This is a genomic window from Aquimarina sp. ERC-38 (assembly GCF_026222555.1).
GTDB lineage: Bacteria > Bacteroidota > Bacteroidia > Flavobacteriales > Flavobacteriaceae > Aquimarina.
The window spans coordinates 2,978,636-2,998,852 of record NZ_CP098511.1; the positions used below are offsets into that span (position 1 = coordinate 2,978,636).

21 protein-coding genes and 1 pseudogene are annotated in these 20,217 nt (G+C 35.2%); 12 read left to right on the forward strand and 10 right to left on the reverse strand.

All coding sequences use genetic code 11. The annotated features are described in order from the left end of the window. Positions 1-13 precede the first annotated feature (13 nt). The 5 genes from NBT05_RS12405 to NBT05_RS12425 all read right to left on the reverse strand — a co-directional run bounded on the left by NBT05_RS12405 (position 14) and on the right by NBT05_RS12425 (position 5,171). Positions 14-379 carry a hypothetical protein gene (locus NBT05_RS12405; protein ID WP_265770168.1) on the reverse strand — a complete coding sequence of 122 codons (366 nt, stop codon included), beginning with the start codon at positions 377-379 and terminating at the stop codon, positions 14-16. An 83-nt stretch (positions 380-462) separates the two neighbouring features. After that, positions 463-1,179 carry a hypothetical protein gene (locus NBT05_RS12410; protein WP_265770169.1) on the reverse strand — a complete coding sequence of 239 codons (717 nt, stop codon included), beginning with the start codon at positions 1,177-1,179 and terminating at the stop codon, positions 463-465. Between the two features lie 118 nt (positions 1,180-1,297). Next, complete coding sequence (locus tag NBT05_RS12415; protein WP_265770170.1) at positions 1,298-4,408, reverse strand: LPD1 domain-containing protein; 3,111 nt, start codon at positions 4,406-4,408, stop codon at positions 1,298-1,300. Next, positions 4,401-4,679, reverse strand: coding sequence for a hypothetical protein (locus NBT05_RS12420; protein ID WP_265770171.1), 279 nt, complete (start codon positions 4,677-4,679; stop codon positions 4,401-4,403). The genes NBT05_RS12415 and NBT05_RS12420 overlap by 8 nt, the downstream gene beginning before the upstream one ends. Before the next feature lie 3 nt (positions 4,680-4,682). Then, positions 4,683-5,171, reverse strand: a complete 489-nt coding sequence (locus tag NBT05_RS12425; RefSeq protein ID WP_265770172.1) for a hypothetical protein — start codon at positions 5,169-5,171, stop codon at positions 4,683-4,685. A gap of 196 nt (positions 5,172-5,367) precedes the next feature. Here NBT05_RS12425 and NBT05_RS12430 point away from each other — a divergent pair, with 196 nt between their 5' ends. From NBT05_RS12430 to NBT05_RS12450, 5 genes are all read left to right on the forward strand, one after another. Further along, a complete protein-coding gene (locus NBT05_RS12430; RefSeq protein ID WP_265770173.1) occupies positions 5,368-5,739 on the forward strand; it encodes a hypothetical protein in 372 nt (123 codons plus the stop codon). 16 nt (positions 5,740-5,755) lie between these two features. Next, the gene (locus NBT05_RS12435; RefSeq protein WP_265770174.1) at positions 5,756-6,070 is read left to right on the forward strand and encodes a hypothetical protein; all 315 of its coding nucleotides are present in this window, start codon (positions 5,756-5,758) and stop codon (positions 6,068-6,070) included. A 142-nt stretch (positions 6,071-6,212) separates the two neighbouring features. Beyond that, the gene (locus NBT05_RS12440; protein WP_265770175.1) at positions 6,213-7,127 is read left to right on the forward strand and encodes a DUF6731 family protein; all 915 of its coding nucleotides are present in this window, start codon (positions 6,213-6,215) and stop codon (positions 7,125-7,127) included. Positions 7,128-7,584: 457 nt separating this feature from the next. Continuing rightward, positions 7,585-8,451: a hypothetical protein gene (locus NBT05_RS12445; RefSeq protein ID WP_265770176.1), complete on the forward strand. Its 867-nt coding sequence runs from the start codon at positions 7,585-7,587 to the stop codon at positions 8,449-8,451. A 269-nt stretch (positions 8,452-8,720) separates the two neighbouring features. Next, a complete protein-coding gene (locus tag NBT05_RS12450; RefSeq protein ID WP_265770177.1) occupies positions 8,721-9,575 on the forward strand; it encodes a phospholipase D family protein in 855 nt (284 codons plus the stop codon). Positions 9,576-9,589: 14 nt separating this feature from the next. Here the strand turns inward: NBT05_RS12450 and NBT05_RS12455 are convergent, their stop codons facing one another. The 5 genes from NBT05_RS12455 to NBT05_RS12475 all read right to left on the reverse strand — a co-directional run bounded on the left by NBT05_RS12455 (position 9,590) and on the right by NBT05_RS12475 (position 13,019). After that, a complete protein-coding gene (locus NBT05_RS12455) occupies positions 9,590-10,273 on the reverse strand; it encodes a hypothetical protein (RefSeq protein ID WP_265770178.1) in 684 nt (227 codons plus the stop codon). Between the two features lie 327 nt (positions 10,274-10,600). Continuing rightward, complete coding sequence (locus NBT05_RS12460; RefSeq protein ID WP_265770179.1) at positions 10,601-11,935, reverse strand: VapE domain-containing protein; 1,335 nt, start codon at positions 11,933-11,935, stop codon at positions 10,601-10,603. Positions 11,936-11,953: 18 nt separating this feature from the next. Further along, complete coding sequence (locus tag NBT05_RS12465) at positions 11,954-12,469, reverse strand: hypothetical protein (RefSeq protein ID WP_265770180.1); 516 nt, start codon at positions 12,467-12,469, stop codon at positions 11,954-11,956. Continuing rightward, positions 12,462-12,671 carry a hypothetical protein gene (locus NBT05_RS12470; RefSeq protein WP_265770181.1) on the reverse strand — a complete coding sequence of 70 codons (210 nt, stop codon included), beginning with the start codon at positions 12,669-12,671 and terminating at the stop codon, positions 12,462-12,464. Before NBT05_RS12470 ends, NBT05_RS12465 begins: the two co-directional genes overlap by 8 nt. Before the next feature lie 24 nt (positions 12,672-12,695). Then, entirely contained in the window at positions 12,696-13,019 is a 324-nt protein-coding gene (locus tag NBT05_RS12475; RefSeq protein WP_265770182.1) for a hypothetical protein, read from the reverse strand. 1,105 nt (positions 13,020-14,124) lie between these two features. Between NBT05_RS12475 and NBT05_RS12480 the strand changes: the two genes are divergently transcribed. The 7 genes and pseudogenes from NBT05_RS12480 (at position 14,125) to NBT05_RS12510 (ending at position 19,628) form a co-directional block, all read left to right on the forward strand. Beyond that, a complete protein-coding gene (locus NBT05_RS12480; RefSeq protein WP_265770183.1) occupies positions 14,125-14,751 on the forward strand; it encodes a hypothetical protein in 627 nt (208 codons plus the stop codon). A gap of 68 nt (positions 14,752-14,819) precedes the next feature. Further along, positions 14,820-15,125, forward strand: a complete 306-nt coding sequence (locus tag NBT05_RS12485) for a transposase (RefSeq protein WP_265770184.1) — start codon at positions 14,820-14,822, stop codon at positions 15,123-15,125. Positions 15,126-15,800: 675 nt separating this feature from the next. Then, positions 15,801-16,025 (forward strand): annotated as a pseudogene (locus NBT05_RS12490) (transposase); the annotation flags it as partial. Positions 16,026-16,313: 288 nt separating this feature from the next. Further along, positions 16,314-17,141 (forward strand): LytR/AlgR family response regulator transcription factor, encoded by an 828-nt coding sequence (locus tag NBT05_RS12495; protein ID WP_265770185.1) that lies wholly within the window; start codon positions 16,314-16,316, stop codon positions 17,139-17,141. A gap of 125 nt (positions 17,142-17,266) precedes the next feature. After that, positions 17,267-17,929 (forward strand): CPBP family intramembrane glutamic endopeptidase, encoded by a 663-nt coding sequence (locus tag NBT05_RS12500; RefSeq protein ID WP_265770186.1) that lies wholly within the window; start codon positions 17,267-17,269, stop codon positions 17,927-17,929. 313 nt (positions 17,930-18,242) lie between these two features. Then, on the forward strand, positions 18,243-19,058 hold the full coding sequence (locus NBT05_RS12505) for an AraC family transcriptional regulator (protein WP_265770187.1): 816 nt from the start codon (positions 18,243-18,245) through the stop codon (positions 19,056-19,058). A 75-nt stretch (positions 19,059-19,133) separates the two neighbouring features. Continuing rightward, positions 19,134-19,628 (forward strand): VOC family protein, encoded by a 495-nt coding sequence (locus NBT05_RS12510; protein WP_265770188.1) that lies wholly within the window; start codon positions 19,134-19,136, stop codon positions 19,626-19,628. Positions 19,629-20,217 lie beyond the last annotated feature (589 nt).

Consider the following 20,217-nt stretch of genomic DNA (forward strand, 5'->3'; position numbering starts at 1 on the left):
TTAAAAGAGAAGGTTACCCGAAAAATGGAGGTGTTGGACTGGTTGGGGTATTTGTATTATTGTTGTTATCATCGTTATTGTCATCATCCGGAACGTCTTCCGTATTACTTATACTATTGTCAGTATTTCCGTAGATCATAGCGGTATAGGCAGTGATCCCTTTTTGGGTGGTACGGACAAGGGAAGGTAACAGTGCTTTTTCTTCTTCGGGAAGGGCTAATATGGCGGATAAAAGGCTGTCGGCACTTAGCGGGGTCAGCTCTAAACTATCCGGGGTAGTTGTGTTGTTTACCGCTTCCTTTAAGGTTTCTATTGAAGTATCTTTTACGCGTAGTTGTTCGATAAGTTCTGCTTTGGTGTATCTATCGTAGTTGACCATAATGTTTTGTTTTTTAAAGGGGCATTGCAATGGGTTTTAAGCCTTTATTTGCAATGCCCCTGGGGTAGGTAGTTGGTTAATGGTTAGTTCCCGTAAACACTTGTCCCTTCTAAGAACAGTTTTAAATAACCCTGTACTTCTTCGGGGAGGTTGATGTTAAACTCGATCGGGGTCTGGGGGGCAATGATCTTAGGGTTGTTCAGTACGTATAACCCGAAAGGCTTATCGGAATTATAGCCGTAGAACCCATCAAAGAACCGCCTTACAGGTTGCTTCTCAAAAATCTTTTGACCGTTAAGACTCATTTCCCATTCCCCGTTTAACAGCCCGGCAGGGAAGGTATCGGTAAAAGAACCGTTGATCGCATCCTTATCAAAAAGTAAGCGGATACCCGATAGGGTCAAATACCGGTCTTTGTTCAGCTTCCCGTTATCGATATTGGTCAGCCCCAGTTCTTCGGGGGTACTTAGTTTGATAAGTTCGGAGCGTGTCCCGCGCATCTCACTGGTAGAATAGTAAGGGGCATCGGAGATTTGGGCTTTCCCTTTTGCCAGGGCAGATTGGATATGCCCGGGAAGTAGGTGCAAGCGATCTAGAAAATGCCTTCTAAACCGGGAAGCCCCTTGTTCGCTACGGATGGCTTTCCGGGCGCGACGTACCCGGGAGTACCCACGGCTCCTTCTCCTTCCGCTTAGTTCGTCATCGTCGTAATCTTCAAAATCATCCATATCGTCCATGTCAATTTCGCCCAGTCCGGCTAAGATTACATCGTTGTCTTCAAATTCGTTAAACTCGTTCATTATATTATAGTTTTAGGGGTTGGTAAATTTGTTACTCTTTAGTAGTTGTCAGTTGTTAGTTGGTGGTTTTCAGTTTATAACCCTCCTAGGTACTATCAACTACCAACTATCAACTAATCTAAATCTGTTTTGATGCCCTTTTTAGGAGCGTTGCGTACTTAGTATTAGGGTGTTTCTTTTGTAGTTGTTTTGCCTTTGCGTGCATCTTAGCTAAGTGCGAACTAGGCTTTTTTTTTACCCTCCCCACCGTGGTTGCCCTTCGTTTAGGCGTTGTACGTTTTGGGGCGGGTAGTCTTCTGGTGGTGGTTGTCCTCCGGGCGGGGAGCCTACGGGTAGCGGGAACCCCCGCCAGGGCTTTTCTACGGTTACGCGCACGGGTTTTAGCAGCTTTAATCCCTGCCAGGGAACGTTTCTTTTTCTTCTTGCTCTTTTGCCAGATAACCGCCCCGATAATGGCAATCAGCCCGATTGCCCCAAAGGTGATGATCTTCTTTTTATGTTTGTTAAATATCATTTTTACCCGGCTGATAAAACTTGGCTTTTGGGTAGGTACTAGGGAAGGGTTTGGGTTCATGGTAGTAGGTATAAAATTTTGGGTGTTCCTATTAATTGTAGTTGGGGTAAAAGACGGGGTACTCATGGGACTTCTCCGGGTAGGGAATGGAACCGCAGGGGTACGCTGGCTACCCCGCTTGTTAAATACTTTAGTGGCTACTTTTTTAAAGAGTTTAGCGGGGTTGATCGTACTTAGTATCTTCTTTATAAAGATCAAAAAAGGGCTTGCTGCTGCGGTACTGGTAGCGGTAGCGGCTGCCCCTAAACGAAGCCCGGTTTTCTTAGCCGCACGCCCCCGGACAATGGCACGTTTAAAACGGTCGGCTTTCCCGCCTATCTTAGTATAAAACTTTTCTGCTTTGTCTTTCGCCCGGACTAACTTACGCCATTCGTTTAGGTCTAGCCCTTTTTGGTTTGCCTGGGCTTCGGTTAAGTAGCCGTAGATAAGCCTACTGGCAATCTTACCCATGTTCAGGGAAAGTACGGTACGGATAGCAGCGCGGGCAACGACGGTCAGCGGATTGAACCGGACAACGGCTTTTACCGCTTTTTTAATCCCTTTACCGACTTTACGCCCTACTTTTTTTACCCCGCGCCATATCTTACGGAAAAGCCCGCGCCTCCTCCTTCTCCTGCCTAAGCTTCCCAGTCCGTTTAGCTTGGGGTCGCTTTCATCCAACAGGTCATCAAAGGCACTGTTTTTCATATCCATACGGGCAAGGTAGATCGGTTCATCTAGGGGGGTATTGGCTACCCCTTGTAAACTTTCACCTTCCATCTGACCTAGGGTCGCCAGGATTGCCCGGTAGAAGTTGGCATAACTACTGCCCGAAGCAATGGCTTGTTTAAGTGTGGTTATCCGGGTACTTTCATTATCAAAGCTTCGTTTTACATTAGAGAGTAACGCCAGTTCCCGGGGTACGTTGATGGTTTGGCTAACAATCGAAGGGCTACGCAGTTCTTTTTTTAAGCTTGCTTCGGCTTTATAGATTTCGGTTTTAATGCCTTGTTCTATAAGGTTGAGTACATCACTAGTACCGGAGAGTACGATCTCTGCCTCGTCTGGGTCTAGTACTTCCCCGAAGCCGGAGAGGAACGCCCCTTCAAATTCCGTATCGCTATCATCTTCTTCATCAATCCCCGCTAGGTCAAAAGGTTCGTTTAACTCGTCCAGGAGTTCTTGTTGTTCTTCACTAGTAATGGCACTTTGCATGGGGTCGGTGCCAACACCGGATAGTTCGTGTAGTTCCATAGGTATGGTTTTAAGGTCTATAATGGGTTTTGCTTCGTAGTTAAAGTGGGGTATCTCGGGTACGACATCAATGATATACGGGGTATTGTCGGTATCAAGGGCTACCGGGTAGATATGCCCGAAATTCCCCTTTTCTTCGTATGCTGTTACCCGGTATTCATGCCTAATCCCCAGGTTTAGAAGAATGGCACTTATAAGGATGGTATAGTCATCACAGTCAATCCCGTAACTAGGGTCGCTAAGGGCAAGCTTGCCATCATGTAAACTCCTGGCTGGGGTACGCAATTCCTCAATCCCGTTTTGGTCTAGTTTGTAGCGGGTGTTCTCCCTAAGGTAGTCCCAGATGTTGTTACTGGTTTGTTTGATCGAACCACCTTGCAGGGAAAAGGCTAAACTTTTTACCTGTAGCATATCCCTACGGGCAATACGTTGCATATGGGTCAGGGTATCGTCCAAGCTTGCATTATCTTTTAGGGTTTTTCTTAAGCCATCGCAACCGCTTACCGTAGCTACCCCGGCAAGGGGGGCGTTACGTTTCATCAGGTTAAAGCCCCGTTTAAAGATACGCTCGTAAAAAGGGGCTACCTGTAGCATCAACTTTTCACTGGGGTAGTATTTTGCGTTGTAGGAAGGTTTTACTAAGAACGTATTTTTAATCCCTTGTTCCTGTAATTTGTGCCATACGTATACTTCAAAAGTTCGGGTAAAGATTTCGTTCCTACGGTTTAGGTATTCGTTGGGTTCATCCCGCTTATCCTTTGGGATTTCCTTACCACTGCCCGTTACTTCACCTAATAAGTAGCGGTGAAAGAAGGTCTTTTCCCCTGTCTTATCCCAAAACAGCACGTTAAAGAGTTCTTCGCATTGCTTTTCAAAGTAGTTATCGCTTTTAGCAATTACCGGGTCATAGCCTTTTCTAGTAGTCCTACCCCCGGATACAAAGGATTGCTTTTTTTGCCCGGTATGTACCGATAACAGGTTATCTACCGCATGCCCGTATTCATGGGCTAAAGAGCCAATACCCTGGGTTTTGGTAAGGTTGATTACCACCGAGCCGTAACGCTCGTAGTGGGCTGCTGCTTTTCCTTTCCCCCTTGCCCCCAGTGCCAGGGAAAGCTTTCCTTTCATCCCAATCTCTGAATCTTTAATATCCAGTAACAAGGCTAAATGGTGCAAGGATAAGGTGGATGCATATAAAAAGTTAGCCCGGTCTTGTTGGCTCATCCAGTTTCCAAACTCAATGCTTTTAAACTGGAAGTGTTCCAGGGCAAGGTTGCTATCATACATCCAGGGTTCGTCCTTCGTATCATTGAACATCTTTTTAAAATCGATGTCGATCCCTTCCCGTGTCCAGTAGCGGTCAATCCCGCCACCGTAGACAACCGTCCCGGCATCTTCTATTTTTCCAAGTAAGTTATCCATTGCTTTTAGGGTTTGGTTGGTTTTCAGTCAGGCGGGCGGTACTGCGGTACAGGGTTTTAATGTCTGCCTTGATCTCTACGATGTCCGCTTCAATGCCTTTATCAATTTGGGTCTGAATCCCTACGATCAGTTGTTTTAAATGGCTGGTATAGGCGGTCAGTTCTTTGATAAAGGATTTTACCTCGATATGCACGGTGCGTAGGAAGTAACCGATCACCGCCAGGACAACGGTAAAGGTGAGCGAGAGTAATAGTAATAACAGGTTTTGCATAGTTTAAACAGTTAAGGGTTGGTCAATATCTTTGGTCAGGTTCCCCGAAGCAATAAAACCTTTAAGTACGATCGGAAGCCCGTTTTTACCTTCGGTGATCTGGTTCGCCAGGATGGAACTGATACCGCCTATTTTATGTACTTGCGATAAGAGTACCGCAGTATTAATTCCGTAGGTTAAAGGGAGTTTGCTGTTTTGGTTGGGGAGCAGGGTAATAGGGCTAGGTAGCGGGTTAGTTTGGGTAGCCAGGAGTTCCCCGGTAGTGGTATATATGTTAATACCAATCTGGTCAATAACAAAGGTGGAAGGGGAAAAGTTACCGATACTTAATATAACCTCGCTTTTAATAGTAGTGGAAAGGTTGCGTATTTTAAATTTGGCTACCCCAATTTGTAAACGCCCGGCATGGCGTAGTTTTTTAACTACTTTCCAACCTTTATGCCCGGCAAGCAGGGTCATAAGCAGTACGGTAATGGCTATAATTTTTTTCATAGGTCAAACATACGGTGCGAGTTCTATGAGGGTTCCGATTGATGTAACTCTCTGCACCTAAAAGTATTTCTTTGTTTAAAGGTGTAGATATAATATCCTATATAGCTACTGAAAAAACCTGTTTATAGTTTTATTGGAAAAAGACTGCTCGATATATGGATTTATTCCTACTTTAGTAGGAATAAATCCTAATAAGATGATAAAGAGAGAAAGAAACGTAAGGATGGAGTTAAAACAACCCCGGATGGTCTATGGGTTTAACCATGAGTTTGTACGTACCCTTATACGTGAAGCTTACCGCAGGGAGGGCTATGCTATTGTAATTTCAAGCGACCGGAACCACTGGGCGAAAGTCCAGGATTATAAGCATTATATCTATGATGGGGACAACATCCGGAAACTGGAAAAGAACAAATACGAGATGGAAACCATGCTGACCCGGCTTGCTTTTAAACATGGCTTTATCTACTCAAACAATATCGTTTACTATATGCACCCCATTGAACAGGTATGGTTTGAACGCTTACCTACGGATTATGAAAACCAGGTGAGTAGAATATTTCGATAAGTTTAAAAAAGATAGTATGGATATGATAGGAGAACAACTGATAAATAAGCTAGATAACTTTGAATTATCGACCAAATTAAATAAAGCTGATCTATTACGCTTAATTAAAGAAGCTGGTTTTAATGATTTAGTTATGGTAGTAGCTAAAGATGGTCAAAGGTGGGCTAAACAGAAGGACAAGGGATATTTTATGTATAGAGGGGTAACTGTAGAATGTCAGATCAATGTACCTGGGGAGCTTGATTTGCTTTTTTTTGATCTTGCTATTAAACACTACTGTATTTATTTAAATAATAATGAATATACTTTTAATATAAATTTAAAGGTTTAATTAAAACGTTTGTTTACCAATTTTGGAATCTGAATCTACAAGAAATACTGGTTATTTTGATGTGATACTAGATAAATTAAATAATATTTTTTCCATATTTTTAAACTACTATTTCAAACTTTTACCAATAAAAATTTAAAGTATGACTAAAAAATACAAGGAAAACAATGTTTATTATTATCAAATTAAACCACATTTAATTAACCCAAAAACCCAGGATATTAAAAAAGTTAAAAAGAAATTTAAAAAAGCCTTTAAGTTCAAGGGTAAAGTAGATAGTATTAAACAAGGGGTAGAAGGTTCAGTTAGTGCGACTAGCGGAAAAGTATATAATAACAGATATATAGGTGGTGCTTTAATTTATACTCAAGAGACTAATATACCCCCTAAAATGGATGAAACAGGTACAAAACCTCAAGTATTAGATTTATCTGGATTTAAAGGATTAGGATATGATTCCGCATATTTTTACGATGTAGAAACTATGGTTTTTGCATTTGAAAGTAGAGTTCCTGGAGTTACATTATCATCTCTTCAAACTTTAATATATAGGAACCAAGAAATAGACACTTTCGATTTTAAACCTATAGCCTCAAGCAATGCTTATGAAGAATTTCTTGAAAGTCAAGGTGTTACTAGTTTAGAAATGGATGTAGTCTCGGTTGATAATAAAAAGAAAAAAAATAGTTCGACCCCTGCTATATCTGAAGCATTAAACCTTTTGGATGAAGCTAATGGCGAAAAGATAACTATATCTGTTACAAGTGGTCGAACCAAGAAAAAATATTTAGATAAAAATTATTTAAAGAAACTAGCTAATGATGCACTTAGTTCTATGGGATATGAAAAAGAATTTACTAGCTTTAAGCTTAAGATAGAAGATGTTGATTCCGGGAAAATAGTGCCAATTGATTTGATAACTGGACGTATAAGAGATAAAACCAAAATAGAAAAAGTCAAAGCTATTAATGAATTTTCAATAAAAAGTAAGATTAAACAATTAGAAGGTCTATATTTAAAAAGAAGAGAAGCGATTGAAGTACAAATTAAATTATGAAATATTCAGGTTCAGCTTTGATAGAAATATTGTATCCAACTTTAGTAGCATTTGTAATATCTATATTTATTTATTTCAATTATGACCGGTACTGTTTTAACTATATAAAATTAATTGATACTTCAATAAATATTTTTTCTACGCTCTTAGGCTTCTTAATTGCAGTAATAACTATTATAGAATTTATTGATAATATGTACATAAGAGAATTAAAGAAAAATGACAATTATAATTTGCTTTTAACATATTTAAAAAAAGCAATATTAGGTTGCATATATTCACTTATGATTGGTGCTATATATTTTTTTCTTTTTCCAACACTGAACTGGAATTTTCAGAGACTTTTGAATTCTATTGTTGTACTTATCATTACTTATAGTCTTTTAGCCTCCTTTCGTTTTATAAAAATTTTTTTAAGAATAGCATTTCAGTAGAATTATAAAATCGTAAAAAAATTATGGTTGATATAGTTACTTTGGAAAATAATAAAATTGTTCACGTCAAAAGTGTTCAATTAAAAGTGGCGGATAAAATAAAAAACGATTCTGAATTGTTAAAAAATTCCCATAAACAATATGTTATTTTTAAACTTTTACAACTTAATATTACGGAATACTTTGAAGTAGTTAAGGAAACATCTAACATACCTGTTATGTATGTGAATAAATTTGAAAATCTATTTAATTATGATTTCCTTCTTAACATGAATAGAATAACGATAAACCTTTTAACATCGTTCAAATTGTATTTAGACAATAGCGAATTATTTATAAATAGAAGGTTTAGTAAAGAATCCGAGGAATTTAAAAGTTTTAAAAAGCTTACAGGTAAAATTTTTGATAACTCTTTTGCCTTTCGGTTTTTATATAAATTGAGAAATTATTCGCTTCACATTGGATTACCTTTAGAAGGTTTAACATTCAGAACATCTGAAAGCTCAAGTAAAAATTCAGAAAATAAACTCTCATTCAAACATCTATTAAATATCAACGATTTACTAAAAGAAGGCAAAGTATTCGGAAAATTAAAGTCAGAGTTATCTAAAATGGATGGTGAGATTGATATTGTACCGCTAATGACTAAATTAACGCACGATATATTTCGTATACAAAAACTTATATTTTCTTTTCAGCAAGAAAAGATTGAGAACGCAATTTTTAATCTAGAAATCTTTCTTGGCGACTATAAAAATTTAAATAATAAAGTTTGGTTATTGGATACTGTAAATGATACTGGCGATTATATAAACTTCTCAGGCTATCAAATTCCGTTTGATATTATTAACGACTACAAAGAATTTCAAAAAGTATCGCTTTTGAAATAATACATATATATTAGATTTTGTAAAAAAAAACTTATTTCCCTAATATTGTAGGATTATTTCAGTACTCCATAGGAGTACATTTACTATTAATTAGATAATAAGTTGATTATGCATAGGGATGACATAGTACGTGTACAGGCTAAAAAAGTAGAAGTCTGTTTGGAAACTTCTCAATTTGAATGGTGGCATATTATTCTTTTTATATGTTGTTGGCTTATTGGTTTATTTATTATAGGAGGTATAAATAAAGCAAAATATAGAATATTAAGATGAGTAAGTTTTTAACAGGGCAACAACTAGAAGAAAAACTAACAGATATTATATGGAATGCAAAAAAGTATGTGATTATTGTTTCTCCATATATAAAATTAGATCAACATGTAATAAGCATATTTGATAAAATAAAAGCCACTCACGAAACACAGTTGATATTGGTTTTTGGAAAAAACGAAGGTTATAAACAAAAAAGCTTAAAAGAAGTAGATTTAGAATATTTTAAAGAATTTAAAAATATTGCTATTCTCTATAGTAAAGACCTTCATGCAAAATATTATGCTAATGAGAAAGAGGGTTTAAGTACCTCTCTTAACCTCTATGATTATTCTATGATTAATAATATAGAGTGTGGTGTATATTTTACAAAGAAACTAGTAAGTACAACAGAAAAGCTTTTTGAAGATAGTAAAGCTTTTATTGATGACCTTATTTACAATCAAAGTCATATCGTCTACCTTAAGCGACCACAATACAAAAGTAAACTTTTTGGTTTAACAAAATCATTTCAAAATTCAACTGTATTGCTTGATATTTCAGAAAGTTTTTTCGCTGAAAAGCCTTACGACGCTAGGTACTTGAACGAATTTGATTTGGAATTATGGAGTGATGTAGAGAAAGTATTTGAATCAAAACCACAAAGGGAAATAGAAGTAGTCGAACCGGAACCGGAATTCGGTTATTGTATTAGAACAGGTGAACAAATAGCATACAACCCAGAAAAACCTCTTACATATTATGCTTTTAAGACATGGCAACAATTCGGTAATGATGAATATCCTGAAAATTATTGTCATCGAACTGGAAAGAAAAGCTTTGGTAAGACTTGTATGAAAAATCCTATTCTTTAATAGTTCATTTTGAACTAATAAGAATTATTGAATTTAATTGAGTCAATATAAGATTGAATTAAATGAATCTTCTGATTAATTTTTCTATCAATTGTATTTTGCTCGACGCTAAAAGTATCAACTTGTACTGAGGAGTTTGGATTAACCTTCCATGCTAAATTAATACTATCTCTATATTCAGTTTTAAATTCTGCGTATTCAAACTGGTTTAATTTATCATCTTTTGAAATTAGAACTTTATCTAATAGAGCTTTTTCACTTATTTTTTGAAGATTAATCAAAGTATCCAGTTCTTTTAATCTGGAACTATCTAAATATGGAATTGATAAGGTTTTAAAAATATCAAACCTATTTCTTCTTTTATATATTTCAATCATATTTTTTATCCAATCATTATTTAGTGGATATGATTTTTCTATAACATCTAGTTCAATCAGAATGTCCTCATTATTTCCTTTATTAGTCTGTATAACTTGTAAAACTAATTTAGCTCGCTCCCTACTAATTGTTTCTAAACTTAATTTCCTATTAAGTATTGATTCGGGTTGCCGAAGTAGGCAAAATGTTGCAATAGCACCTAGAGCAAGTAATCCTAATTTAATACGTTCTAAGCATCTTTTTTCTTTCAAGCTTTTTATATTTTCAGAAATTTCTGAAATTTCTGCTTGTTCCTTGTTCTCAAACTTTTGTGCTGGCATCAAACTATTAAATGGCTTATCAATATTTGTTTGCTAAGTAAATATAATCAATTCTTTACTTTCAAAATATAGTATTGACTACACCGACTACGCTAAAAACTACACCCAACTACGCTATCTATACACTTAATATTATATATAATATACTAATATATAGGTATATATAGTATAAAAGCAATAGTAGGAAAATAGGTGTAGTCGTGTAGTCAGATAAAATTGCAGAAAATTGAATTTTTAAAAAACCTCCTAAAAAATAAAGCCGATACGTGTAGTCCGTATCGGCTTATTGTTGTTTTTAATTGTTTGTTATTTTGGTAACGTAACTTTCTATTTCTTAGTATACTCCCTCCTTAAATCGCTTTGTATAGTACTTTCCATCTCATCACTTACGATCTCTACCGGGTACACCCTTCGGGGGCTTCTACCGTTTAAACGCTTCTTTATAGGTTCCCCAAACTTTTGGGTTTCAAAAGCCGTAGCCAACCGTTTAATACTCATTCGTAACCCGCTCCGGGCATTCATATGGCTTAAGATTTCAGAAGGCATTAAGAAGATTACCCCCGGTTTAGTAGGTGCGCAGGGTTTATAGAGTTTGATTAGCCATTCTTCTTCTAAGGTGTTTTGTTTAAATACATCGTTGATCTTGTTTAACTGCTTCATTTCTTCATGTGAAAACCAATAGGTAAAATTACTCTTTGCCAAATGCGAAGCTTGCGCCCAAACTTTGTGCATATCAACCTTATGTTGATAGTTTACCTTTTCCGCTGAAAAGACCAGGTAACGCCTGTTTTCCGTATCGGTTAAAAACCTCCGGCTATTGACCGAACCAACAAAAGAACAAATCCGGGGGCGGGTTTTAGATAACCGATGGAATACTTTACGAAGGGTAACAAACGGGGCGGTAATAATAGCCTTCATACTATTAAAGTCCTTTCCAAAAATCGTTTCCAACTGGTCGTCAATATTGACAATCCATTTTTCCGCTAGAAAGTTAGCGGTGTTTTTATCGGTAAGGCTAGGGTTGATATGTGAGCAGATCAAGAACTCCTTCATATCGTCCGGACAAAGACGGTTCAGCCAGGTAGTCTTACCGCTCCCTTGGCTCCCTACTAAAATTAAACAGGTTTGGTTAATCCCTAAGCCTAAAACAGTAGCTGCACTTGCCACAAGCCACTTACGAAGGTAGGGCAACCAAAGTTCATTAGATGTTGCCCCTTCGTTTTCCAAAGCTTCTATAGTGATCGTTTTACTTAGTTCTTTGATATAGTCTTTACCATCCCATTTGGGCAATGCTTTAAAGTATTCCTTTAGCGGGTGGTAGAGTTCCGTATAGTTACTGTTTAGTATTTTGATTAGGGTGCTATCCGTACATTTAATCCCTTCGTTTTGAAGGTCGAGCCAGATCGTGTTTAACTGCCGATCTTCCAAGTTACGGAAAGTAGTAGCCCCTTTCTCCCTATATTCCAGTTCAAAGGTAAGTTCATTAATACGGATGTCATAGTAAGCGTTAAGATACTCCTGTACCTGTACTACATTACTTTTCTTTGGTTTTCTAGTTTGTTTCTTACCTTCTTTTTCCACTGTAGTACTATCAGTATCGGTTTCATCTACAATAGCCCACTTTTGACCTTCGGGGCGTATATCTTCAAATTCCAGGGGCATAGAATGTATATTTTCAGTTTAAAATAGCTTTGGTTTCTTTCTTAGGTTGACTTTAGCCAGTAGGTCGGTAATCTTCTTATTAACTTCCTTTTGTAGTATATCCATTACCGTCTTACCCAAATGATCCGGTAAAGCTTCGATCTTATTTACCAGACCTGTAGGGAGTATTAATTCATTATCTTTCATTAGTTCCTTTGCGCGGTCTACTAAAACATCCGTAGGGGTACCTAGCCATGATCTAAGGTCATAGATACCATGAATAAAACAAACCGCTTCTAGCTTATAGGTATGGTCATTATACTTTTTAGCCAGTAGGTATTCGCTTTTTCTCTGGTCTTGTAAACCCTTTTCCAAACGGGTAAGGGTAGACTGGGTTTCCTGGTAGTAGATAACAAGGGATTTGATAATCCGGTTTTGCTTATCAAAAAATGCAGTACTAAGCGTATTTTTATCCGCCTGGTACTGCAAGTCTTGTTGTAGCTGTTTTACAGCCCGCTCAAAGTCAATGGCAACTCTATTCGTCTCTTTATACACAAAGTAGGTTGGTTTCTTCGGGGATCCCCAAATGTTCAACAATGGTAGCTACTTGTTTAGGGTTATAACAACCACCGGAGTATAACCCGATTTCTTTCTCAAAAGGTTTGAGCCATTTGTTTAGTGTCCTTCCGGAAACATTATAGGCAAGGGCAACGGTAGTTTTATTGACTGCTTTAAAGTGTAGGGTAGTATCAATCATGGTAATTTAGGTTTTAGGTACTTTCTATTTATTAAGGTTTAATTCATTAATTAGGGTCGAGTCTGGCAAACTAGTAAGTGTAGCTAAGGTTACTTCTTTAATTTTATAATTAAAAAGTTCGTCCATGGATTCGAGATTAAGAAATTTAGCGATTATAGCCAATTTATCGGCTGATATTTCAAACCTGTCGTCCATAGTGGCATATAACCACCTTTCAAATGTTCTTTTACTTACATCTAATGCAATGGGAAGTTTTCGTTTTGCAATTTTATATTCTTTATAAGGTAATGCATTTAGAAATTCCAAAATCTTATACTTCTTATCAAAATTCATTTGTTCACGGATCATTATTGTAATAAATTAAAGTTTAATGTATATAGACGTATTTATATGTATTTCATCGATACAAATATATTATTGAATCGGATAAAAGATAGAATAATATATGGCATTTATAAACAGAATTATTAACAGTAGTATATGTCTTAGTTCACGTCATATATATCGAAAACACTGTTAATAATATACAATGGAAGATAAAAACAAATTGAAAATATGCAAATATTTATAGGGAATTATAGTTCAAAATTATTAACAAATACAAAATAATTATTAACATAATAAAAGTAAGTATTTTACTACAAAAATATTCAAATTTTTTTTAGAATTTAAGGAATATGTTGCTAATTTTTCAAATTATTAACGAAGTATGAATAGCATATTTAAAGCAAATATTCAATGTTAAAAAAATTGATTATTTTCAAAATGAATATGGTAGTGATAATATCAGTATTTTGATAAAGTTTGTAGTAATAAAAAATTAAATATATGATAATTAACTGAAAATCAATTATATGATTAAGTGGCAGTAAGTGGCAGTAATTTTATACAAATGAAATATTTCTTAAATCAAATAAAATTAATGCATAATTTGATTAATTCCTGATTTTTAGTACATTTATGACGTAAGTAACGACGTATATTGGCATAAAATTTTAAGATATGTGACAGGTTCGAATCCTGCCACCCCGACATACGGAAATCCCTTTGAAATCGTGAGGTTTTAAAGGGGTTTCTTTTATACATACTTTCATCTGAGATACTAAAAGGTTGGTATAACTGACTTGTTTAGAGTTATAAAAATGACTATTAAAATGTTGTGATAACTACTTTCTTTGATTGGGTTATCAGTTCTTTTTTTGATAGGTTTGTATATACCTATATTCAAGCCCATACGGAGCGTAGCGGAGTATGGGCTTGAATGCGCGGGCGGCTACGCCACCAGTCCTTGCCCGTCACCGCCGAGAGCGGAGAACGGGCAAGAACTGGCTGCTATTTGTCCAGCCATAGGCAGGATAACATATTTCCACTCCGCCAAGATATTTCATATCTTGCTCCGTGAAAACATGCCATAGCCGCCTGCACATTGTAAGCCATTTGACCCAAAAACATTATGAGAAAAATAATTACATTAATATTACTGATTTTTATATCAATTAACAGTTATTCACAATCTGATAAAGAATTGATTTTAGAATCCTTTGACAATTATAAAAATGCAATCCTTACTGATAAAGGAAAGTTAGCTGCTGATTTTGTTGACAGCAGAACTATGAATTATTATTCTACTGTTTTGGATAAAGTTAAAATGGCTGATTCATTAGAAATAGACACAATGGGGATAATAGATAAACTTACCGTATTGACTATGCGTCATAGAGTTTCTAAAAAAGATTTACTTAGTTTCAATGGTAAAGACTTATTTGTTTACGCAATTGACAATGGAATGGTTGGAAAAAATAGCGTAGTAAATGCTGAATTAGGTGATGTGGTCACAAATGGTGATTTCTCAAAGGCAGAATTTGTTGTTAATGGACAAAAAACACCTTTTTTCTTTCACTTTTATCGTGAGAACAAAATATGGAAAGTTGATATTACTCATTTATTTTTATTGGGAACAATAGCTTTTAAAAAAATGGTTGAGGATAGTGGAGAAACTGAAAACGATTTTATAACTAACATTTTAGAGGTTTTAACAGGAAAAAAACCGTCAGAAAACATTTGGAAACCGATAATATAAAACACGGCTTACAACACGGGTGGCTGTTGCACAACTTTCTAAGCATAGTATTTTTAGTATCTTTAGTTATGCAAGGCAAGAAGAATTATCAGGAGAAGTTATTCCAGCAGTTTCAATTATCGAATCGCGTTCCGGAATCTAATTTTTATCGCAGGCTTCATTCACTTTTAGATTTGAACTTTCTTTATAAAGAAACCAAAGTATTTTACGGCACTTCGGGTCAAAAGAGTATAGATCCTGTGGTGTTTTTTAAACTATATTTGGTAGGATATTTAGAAAATCCCATAAGCGATCGAAAACTCATAGCGCACTGCAGTATGCGTTTGGATATTTTATTTTTTTTGGGCTACGATATTGATGAAGAACTGCCATAGCATAGTATTATAAGTAGGACCCGGGAGTTGTTTCCCGAAACTATTTTTTAGGGTGTATTTACACGTATACTTAGTATGTGTATAGAAAGCGGTATGGTAAGCGGTCATACTCAAGTTATGGATAGTGCACCGATAAGAGCAAATGCTTCAATGAACAGTTTAGAGCTAAAGGTTCCCAAGCAGGAACTAGAAGCTCATTTAGCAGAGATACGTCATATCAGTGCTATGGATAAAGAACAGTATGGTAGGGCAAAAGCGAATAAAGCTACAGAAGCTCAAAAGATGATAACAGCTACCCAAGCTGAACTAAAAAATATAGAAAGTCGTCAAAAGAAATGGAGAAAAGACCAAACGCAAAGACCGGGGGCAGGCAATAAAGGTTCCAAATACACCAGTAACAAAACGTATTATAGTCCTACAGACCCTGACGCTCGCATAAGTGTAAAACCAGGCAAAGCCAGAAAGTTAAACTACACTAGTCAGCTTACTGTAGATAGTGCCATGCATGTAATAACTGATATTAAAGCTTATCACGCCGATGCTAAAGACAATCAGCATTTACAAGACATGGTCAAACGTACCAAACAACGCTTATGGAGAGAAGACTTACCCCTAGAGAATATACTAGCAGTTACAGGATACAGTAGAGGAGAGAATTATGCTTTTTTAGATCGTCCTTCCCAAGATATCAGTAGTTTGGTAAAAAAGCTAAAGGGAAGGAGTTCAAGACGGCTTCAACAAGAATTTCCTGAACTGCACAAGCGTTACTGGGGCAGGCATTTTTGAGCTATAGGTTTTGGATGTTGGAGTACTGGTAATATTACTGATACTATAGTGAACGAATATCTAGAGCATCACAGGAAGTCTAGTAATGACAATGGGAATTTCATACTTGAGTAATCAGTAAAACTTACGTACTGCTGACTTTAGTCGGATTTACAAACCTATGGACTTTAGTCCATAGTGATTTAGTTGGGTATCTTGTCAACCGAAAAGCAGTTGCATAAAGTCCGCTACTGCGCTTATACCAGACCGTTGTGCTTCATTATCAGAAACCACAGTCTAATAAAAAAATCTCTAAAAAAACAGACGAAATTTGTTCTTAAAACTTAAAACTAGAAAATATTTTAAATCTGACCTTAGAAAAATTATTCTTTACTTTTGAATTTGAAAAAAAGTTTTTAATCCGTGTCTATTAAACACCAGAAGAAAAATAAAATAAAAACTGTGTGTCAGGAATTTCTGAGTAGTTCAACATCTCGTTGGTTACAGAAAGTCATTGTATTAATCCTTTTCTCATTAGTTGTAAATCATATAGCAGCAAGCGATAATTTTCAGGAAAATGCTTCATATAGATTTCCTATAGTAGGTTTTTTGTTTACCATTGGTTTTTCTACTCTTGTTGGTATTATTGCACATTCCAATTTTAAATTTCATAAAAAAAAGTATTTTTCCTTGAAGGTAGACATAACTAAAATTGGAAGATTTATGGGGTCTACATTAGGCTATATTGCATTAATTTATATTCCTGTAAATGTTTTTATCGCAGTAGTTATAGATGGAGAAATACAGTTCTACTATATAGTAATTGGCTTACTAATTACACTATTAGTCTGTTTTATTCTTATAGGCTTATGGTATGCCCAAGACTTATACAACTTATCTTTAAAAGATGCAGAAATTACTATTAATAGTGGAGCGAAAATAAAAAAGCTTACCTACCAAAATATTGCTTGCTTTTATAGCGAGAATAAAATTGTGTATACGCTACAAAACGATGGCACCACAATTGATACCGAATTTACATTAAATGAGCTTGAAGAAAAAATAAACGATCAATTATTTTTTAGAGCAAATCGACAAATTATTATTCATAAGCATGCCGTAGACCAAATTGAAAAGATAGAAAATGGTAAGCTACATATTCGGTTAAAAGCGTTCATTAAAAACGATGCTGTTACAGAAATTACTATAAGTCGTTACAAACGCAAAGCGTTTATGGATTGGTTTCAATAAATGCTACCAGAATATTACTGACTATTCAGTTATTAATTTCGACCATTCAGTAAAAACATAAGTATTTAAAGGAACTTTCAGAGATTTTGTTCATTATTTTGCTTTGAATTTAAAATCAAAAAACAATGAAAAAAATCACCTTAAAACAAGTATTAATTCCATTAATTACCATTGCAACCATTCTCTTTTTATGGTTTGGTCCAATACATTTAGGTTTTCTAGAGCTTATTATTTCTTCAATAGTAGTTTTTATAGGTAGCGCAATTGAATATAAAAGAAAATGGTTTTCGGCACTTGGGTTTCAACAAGAAAAATTAAAATTTAAAAATTTTTTTGTTCTTGCGCCGTTGACTGCGCTAGGGCTTTTCATTTTTTATGTCTTTGTATTAGTTCCAGGTGTTACCAAACTTACTGGAGTTCCTATAGATTATTCGTTTTTTAAAGAAATAACTAAAGACCTAAAAACCTTTCTTATTAGTTTAGTATTAATATTAATTGGTTCTGGTTTTGGTGAAGAAATCATTTTTCGCGGGTATTTTATGAGACAGTTTTTAAAATTCTTTGGCGATAGCAAAATTAGTGTTGCATTAAGTATTGTTTTAATTACTGCTTTTTTTGGTTTTATGTATAGTGGTCAAGGTATTACAGGGCAAATTGTCACTTTTGTAATTGGGTCGCTTATAGCTTATATATTCTACTTGCGTAAATACGATTTGTGGTTTGTTTGCTCTGTACACTGCTTTTTTAATACTATAGCTTTAACCTGTATGTACTTTGGTTTGGCCTAACAATATAAATTACTTAATCCTAATAATTTACTAGAAAAACGAATCAAAGAAAATATTTAAAAACCATAAGGAATAAAATAACGAAAGCACAACAATATATAAGAAAAAATAGGGCGGTTTAGGCTAACTCTGAAAGCCTGTGTTAATTTACAAAGTCGCCAAATATAAAATTTGGCATTTTCAACAAAAAAGATAAAAGCAAAATATTATATTTGGCTTAGTACCAAACCAAAACGTATCGCTTATCAACTGCCCTACGTTTCTTATACGCAACGTTGTGCACCACTTGGGAAAACCGAAATCAAAAGATAAAATGGACTACCAAACATACGAACCAAATATTGACTTAAAATCACTTATTAGTTGTTATTGGACTTTGGAAGTGCCTAAACAGCCTGAACCCCAAAAACAACGGATAGTCCCTGATGGTTGTATTGAAATGGCGTTTATTCTTGGAGATGACATAAAACGGTACACGTCCGAAAATGAATTTATACTTCAACCTCGTGCAATGGTACTCGGACAAACAATGGAGCCTTTTTATATTGAGCCAACAGGATTTGTTAAAACATTCGCTATCCGATTTTATCCTTATGGAATTGCAAACTTTATTTCTGAACCTATTAGTAATTTGGCAAACAAAGAAACACCTATAAATAAACTTTTTGAAAAGGAAACCGAAGATAATTTAACGCAAAAAATAATCCAAGCGGAAAATACGAAACAACGAATCGGCATTATTGAAAGATTTCTTATTGAAAGGATTAATAACAAAAAAACGATTGATAAAATCGTGAAAAGTACGGTTGATTCTCTTCTATCCACAAACGGAAGTGCATCAATTAATTCAATCCTGAAAGAAAATTTGTCAAAGCGAAGACAACTTGAAAGAAACTTCAAAAAACAAATTGGAGTAAGTCCTAAACAATTAGGTAAAGTTATTCGATTACAAACTGCTTTAAAGATGTTACTTGACCCAAAGTCAAAAAAACTTACCAAAATTGCCTATGAAAGCGAATATTTTGACCAAGCACATTTCGTTAAGGACTTTAAAGAATTTACAGGAATAAATCCTAAAGATTTTATCAATCACGATAATTTGGCTCTATCTGCTCTTTTTTATAAATAGTTTAAGAGTGTCGCATTTTTACAATTTCAAGCGACTTTCTACTGCTTATTTTGTTTAACCAACAATAGACGGAAAATGAAATATACTTTACTCGTAACAATTATTACTTTGACTTTTAGCATTGTATCCTGCAAAATCAAAGAAACTTCCGCTACCAATTTAAAACCTACTAAAGAAACAACAATCAAAAACGATAAGAATATGAACAGTTTTATATCAATATTTGAGATTCCATCTACGGACATTTCGAGAGCCATTAACTTTTACAAAGAAATTTTAGGCGTGGAAATTGAAAAGTTAGAATTTACAGGAATGGAAATGGGTTTATTTCCCTACCAAGACCAAATGGTAACAGGAGTAATTATAAAAGGAGAAGGTTACGAACCTTCTGCCAGCGGAGTTACAATATATCTAAATGGCGGAGATAACTTACAAACAATTCTTGATAAAGTAGAAGGAAATGGTGGAAAAATAATTATTCCTAAAACACCTCACGCTGACGAAATTGGATTTTTTGCAATTTTCCACGACTCGGAAGGAAATAAAATCGGACTTCATTCACCAAATTAAAAAAAAGAGCGAACGCACAACAATGTATAAGAAAACATAGAGCTTTTGAGCTTAATCGAAAGACCTGTAATTATATGTAAAGTCGCCAACTATAAAATTTGGCGTTTATGAGAAAAAAAATAAAGTAGAATATTTATATTTGGCCTAGTATTAATCCGAAATGTATTGCTTATCAACTGTCCTACGTTTCTTAGTGTGCCGAGCAAGCAACAAGTAGCAACAAACCTGTTGAAGTATACCTTATTAATCGATTTGTTAAAATAATCTAAATGCCAATTTTAGTTAAATAAAAATTTGGCTTAAAAGTTAGCAGGCTAGTTTAGAACGTATTAACTCTAAATCCTGTAGATAAAAGTTCGAACTATCCCGCGTGTGGTCGACATACGGTAATCCCTTAAAAATTGTAAGGTTTTAAAGGGATTTCTTTTATACATACTTTCATTTGAGATACTAAAAGCTTGGTATAACTGACTTGTTATGAGTTATATAAATGACTTTTAAAATGTTGTGATAACTACTTTATTTGATGGGTTATCAGTTTTTTTGATAGGTTTGTATATACTTACGTTCAAGCCCATACTCCGCTATG

Bases quoted from the DNA above. Each gene is read 5' to 3' on its own strand.
- NBT05_RS12435 (WP_265770174.1), top strand. From the start codon at position 5,756: ATGGATATGATAGGAGAACAACTGATAAATAAGCTAGATAACTTTGAA.
- NBT05_RS12415 (WP_265770170.1), bottom strand. From the start codon at position 4,408: ATGGATAACTTACTTGGAAAAATAGAAGATGCCGGGACGGTTGTCTAC.
- NBT05_RS12425 (WP_265770172.1), bottom strand. From the start codon at position 5,171: ATGAAAAAAATTATAGCCATTACCGTACTGCTTATGACCCTGCTTGCC.
- NBT05_RS12475 (WP_265770182.1), bottom strand. From the start codon at position 13,019: ATGATCCGTGAACAAATGAATTTTGATAAGAAGTATAAGATTTTGGAA.
- NBT05_RS12410 (WP_265770169.1), bottom strand. From the start codon at position 1,179: ATGAACGAGTTTAACGAATTTGAAGACAACGATGTAATCTTAGCCGGA.
- NBT05_RS12440 (WP_265770175.1), top strand. From the start codon at position 6,213: ATGACTAAAAAATACAAGGAAAACAATGTTTATTATTATCAAATTAAA.
- NBT05_RS12505 (WP_265770187.1), top strand. From the start codon at position 18,243: ATGGACTACCAAACATACGAACCAAATATTGACTTAAAATCACTTATT.
- NBT05_RS12510 (WP_265770188.1), top strand. From the start codon at position 19,134: ATGAAATATACTTTACTCGTAACAATTATTACTTTGACTTTTAGCATT.
- NBT05_RS12450 (WP_265770177.1), top strand. From the start codon at position 8,721: ATGAGTAAGTTTTTAACAGGGCAACAACTAGAAGAAAAACTAACAGAT.
- NBT05_RS12445 (WP_265770176.1), top strand. From the start codon at position 7,585: ATGGTTGATATAGTTACTTTGGAAAATAATAAAATTGTTCACGTCAAA.
- NBT05_RS12480 (WP_265770183.1), top strand. From the start codon at position 14,125: ATGAGAAAAATAATTACATTAATATTACTGATTTTTATATCAATTAAC.
- NBT05_RS12455 (WP_265770178.1), bottom strand. From the start codon at position 10,273: ATGCCAGCACAAAAGTTTGAGAACAAGGAACAAGCAGAAATTTCAGAA.
- NBT05_RS12430 (WP_265770173.1), top strand. From the start codon at position 5,368: ATGATAAAGAGAGAAAGAAACGTAAGGATGGAGTTAAAACAACCCCGG.
- NBT05_RS12470 (WP_265770181.1), bottom strand. From the start codon at position 12,671: ATGATTGATACTACCCTACACTTTAAAGCAGTCAATAAAACTACCGTT.
- NBT05_RS12420 (WP_265770171.1), bottom strand. From the start codon at position 4,679: ATGCAAAACCTGTTATTACTATTACTCTCGCTCACCTTTACCGTTGTC.
- NBT05_RS12500 (WP_265770186.1), top strand. From the start codon at position 17,267: ATGAAAAAAATCACCTTAAAACAAGTATTAATTCCATTAATTACCATT.
- NBT05_RS12485 (WP_265770184.1), top strand. From the start codon at position 14,820: ATGCAAGGCAAGAAGAATTATCAGGAGAAGTTATTCCAGCAGTTTCAA.
- NBT05_RS12405 (WP_265770168.1), bottom strand. From the start codon at position 379: ATGGTCAACTACGATAGATACACCAAAGCAGAACTTATCGAACAACTA.
- NBT05_RS12460 (WP_265770179.1), bottom strand. From the start codon at position 11,935: ATGCCCCTGGAATTTGAAGATATACGCCCCGAAGGTCAAAAGTGGGCT.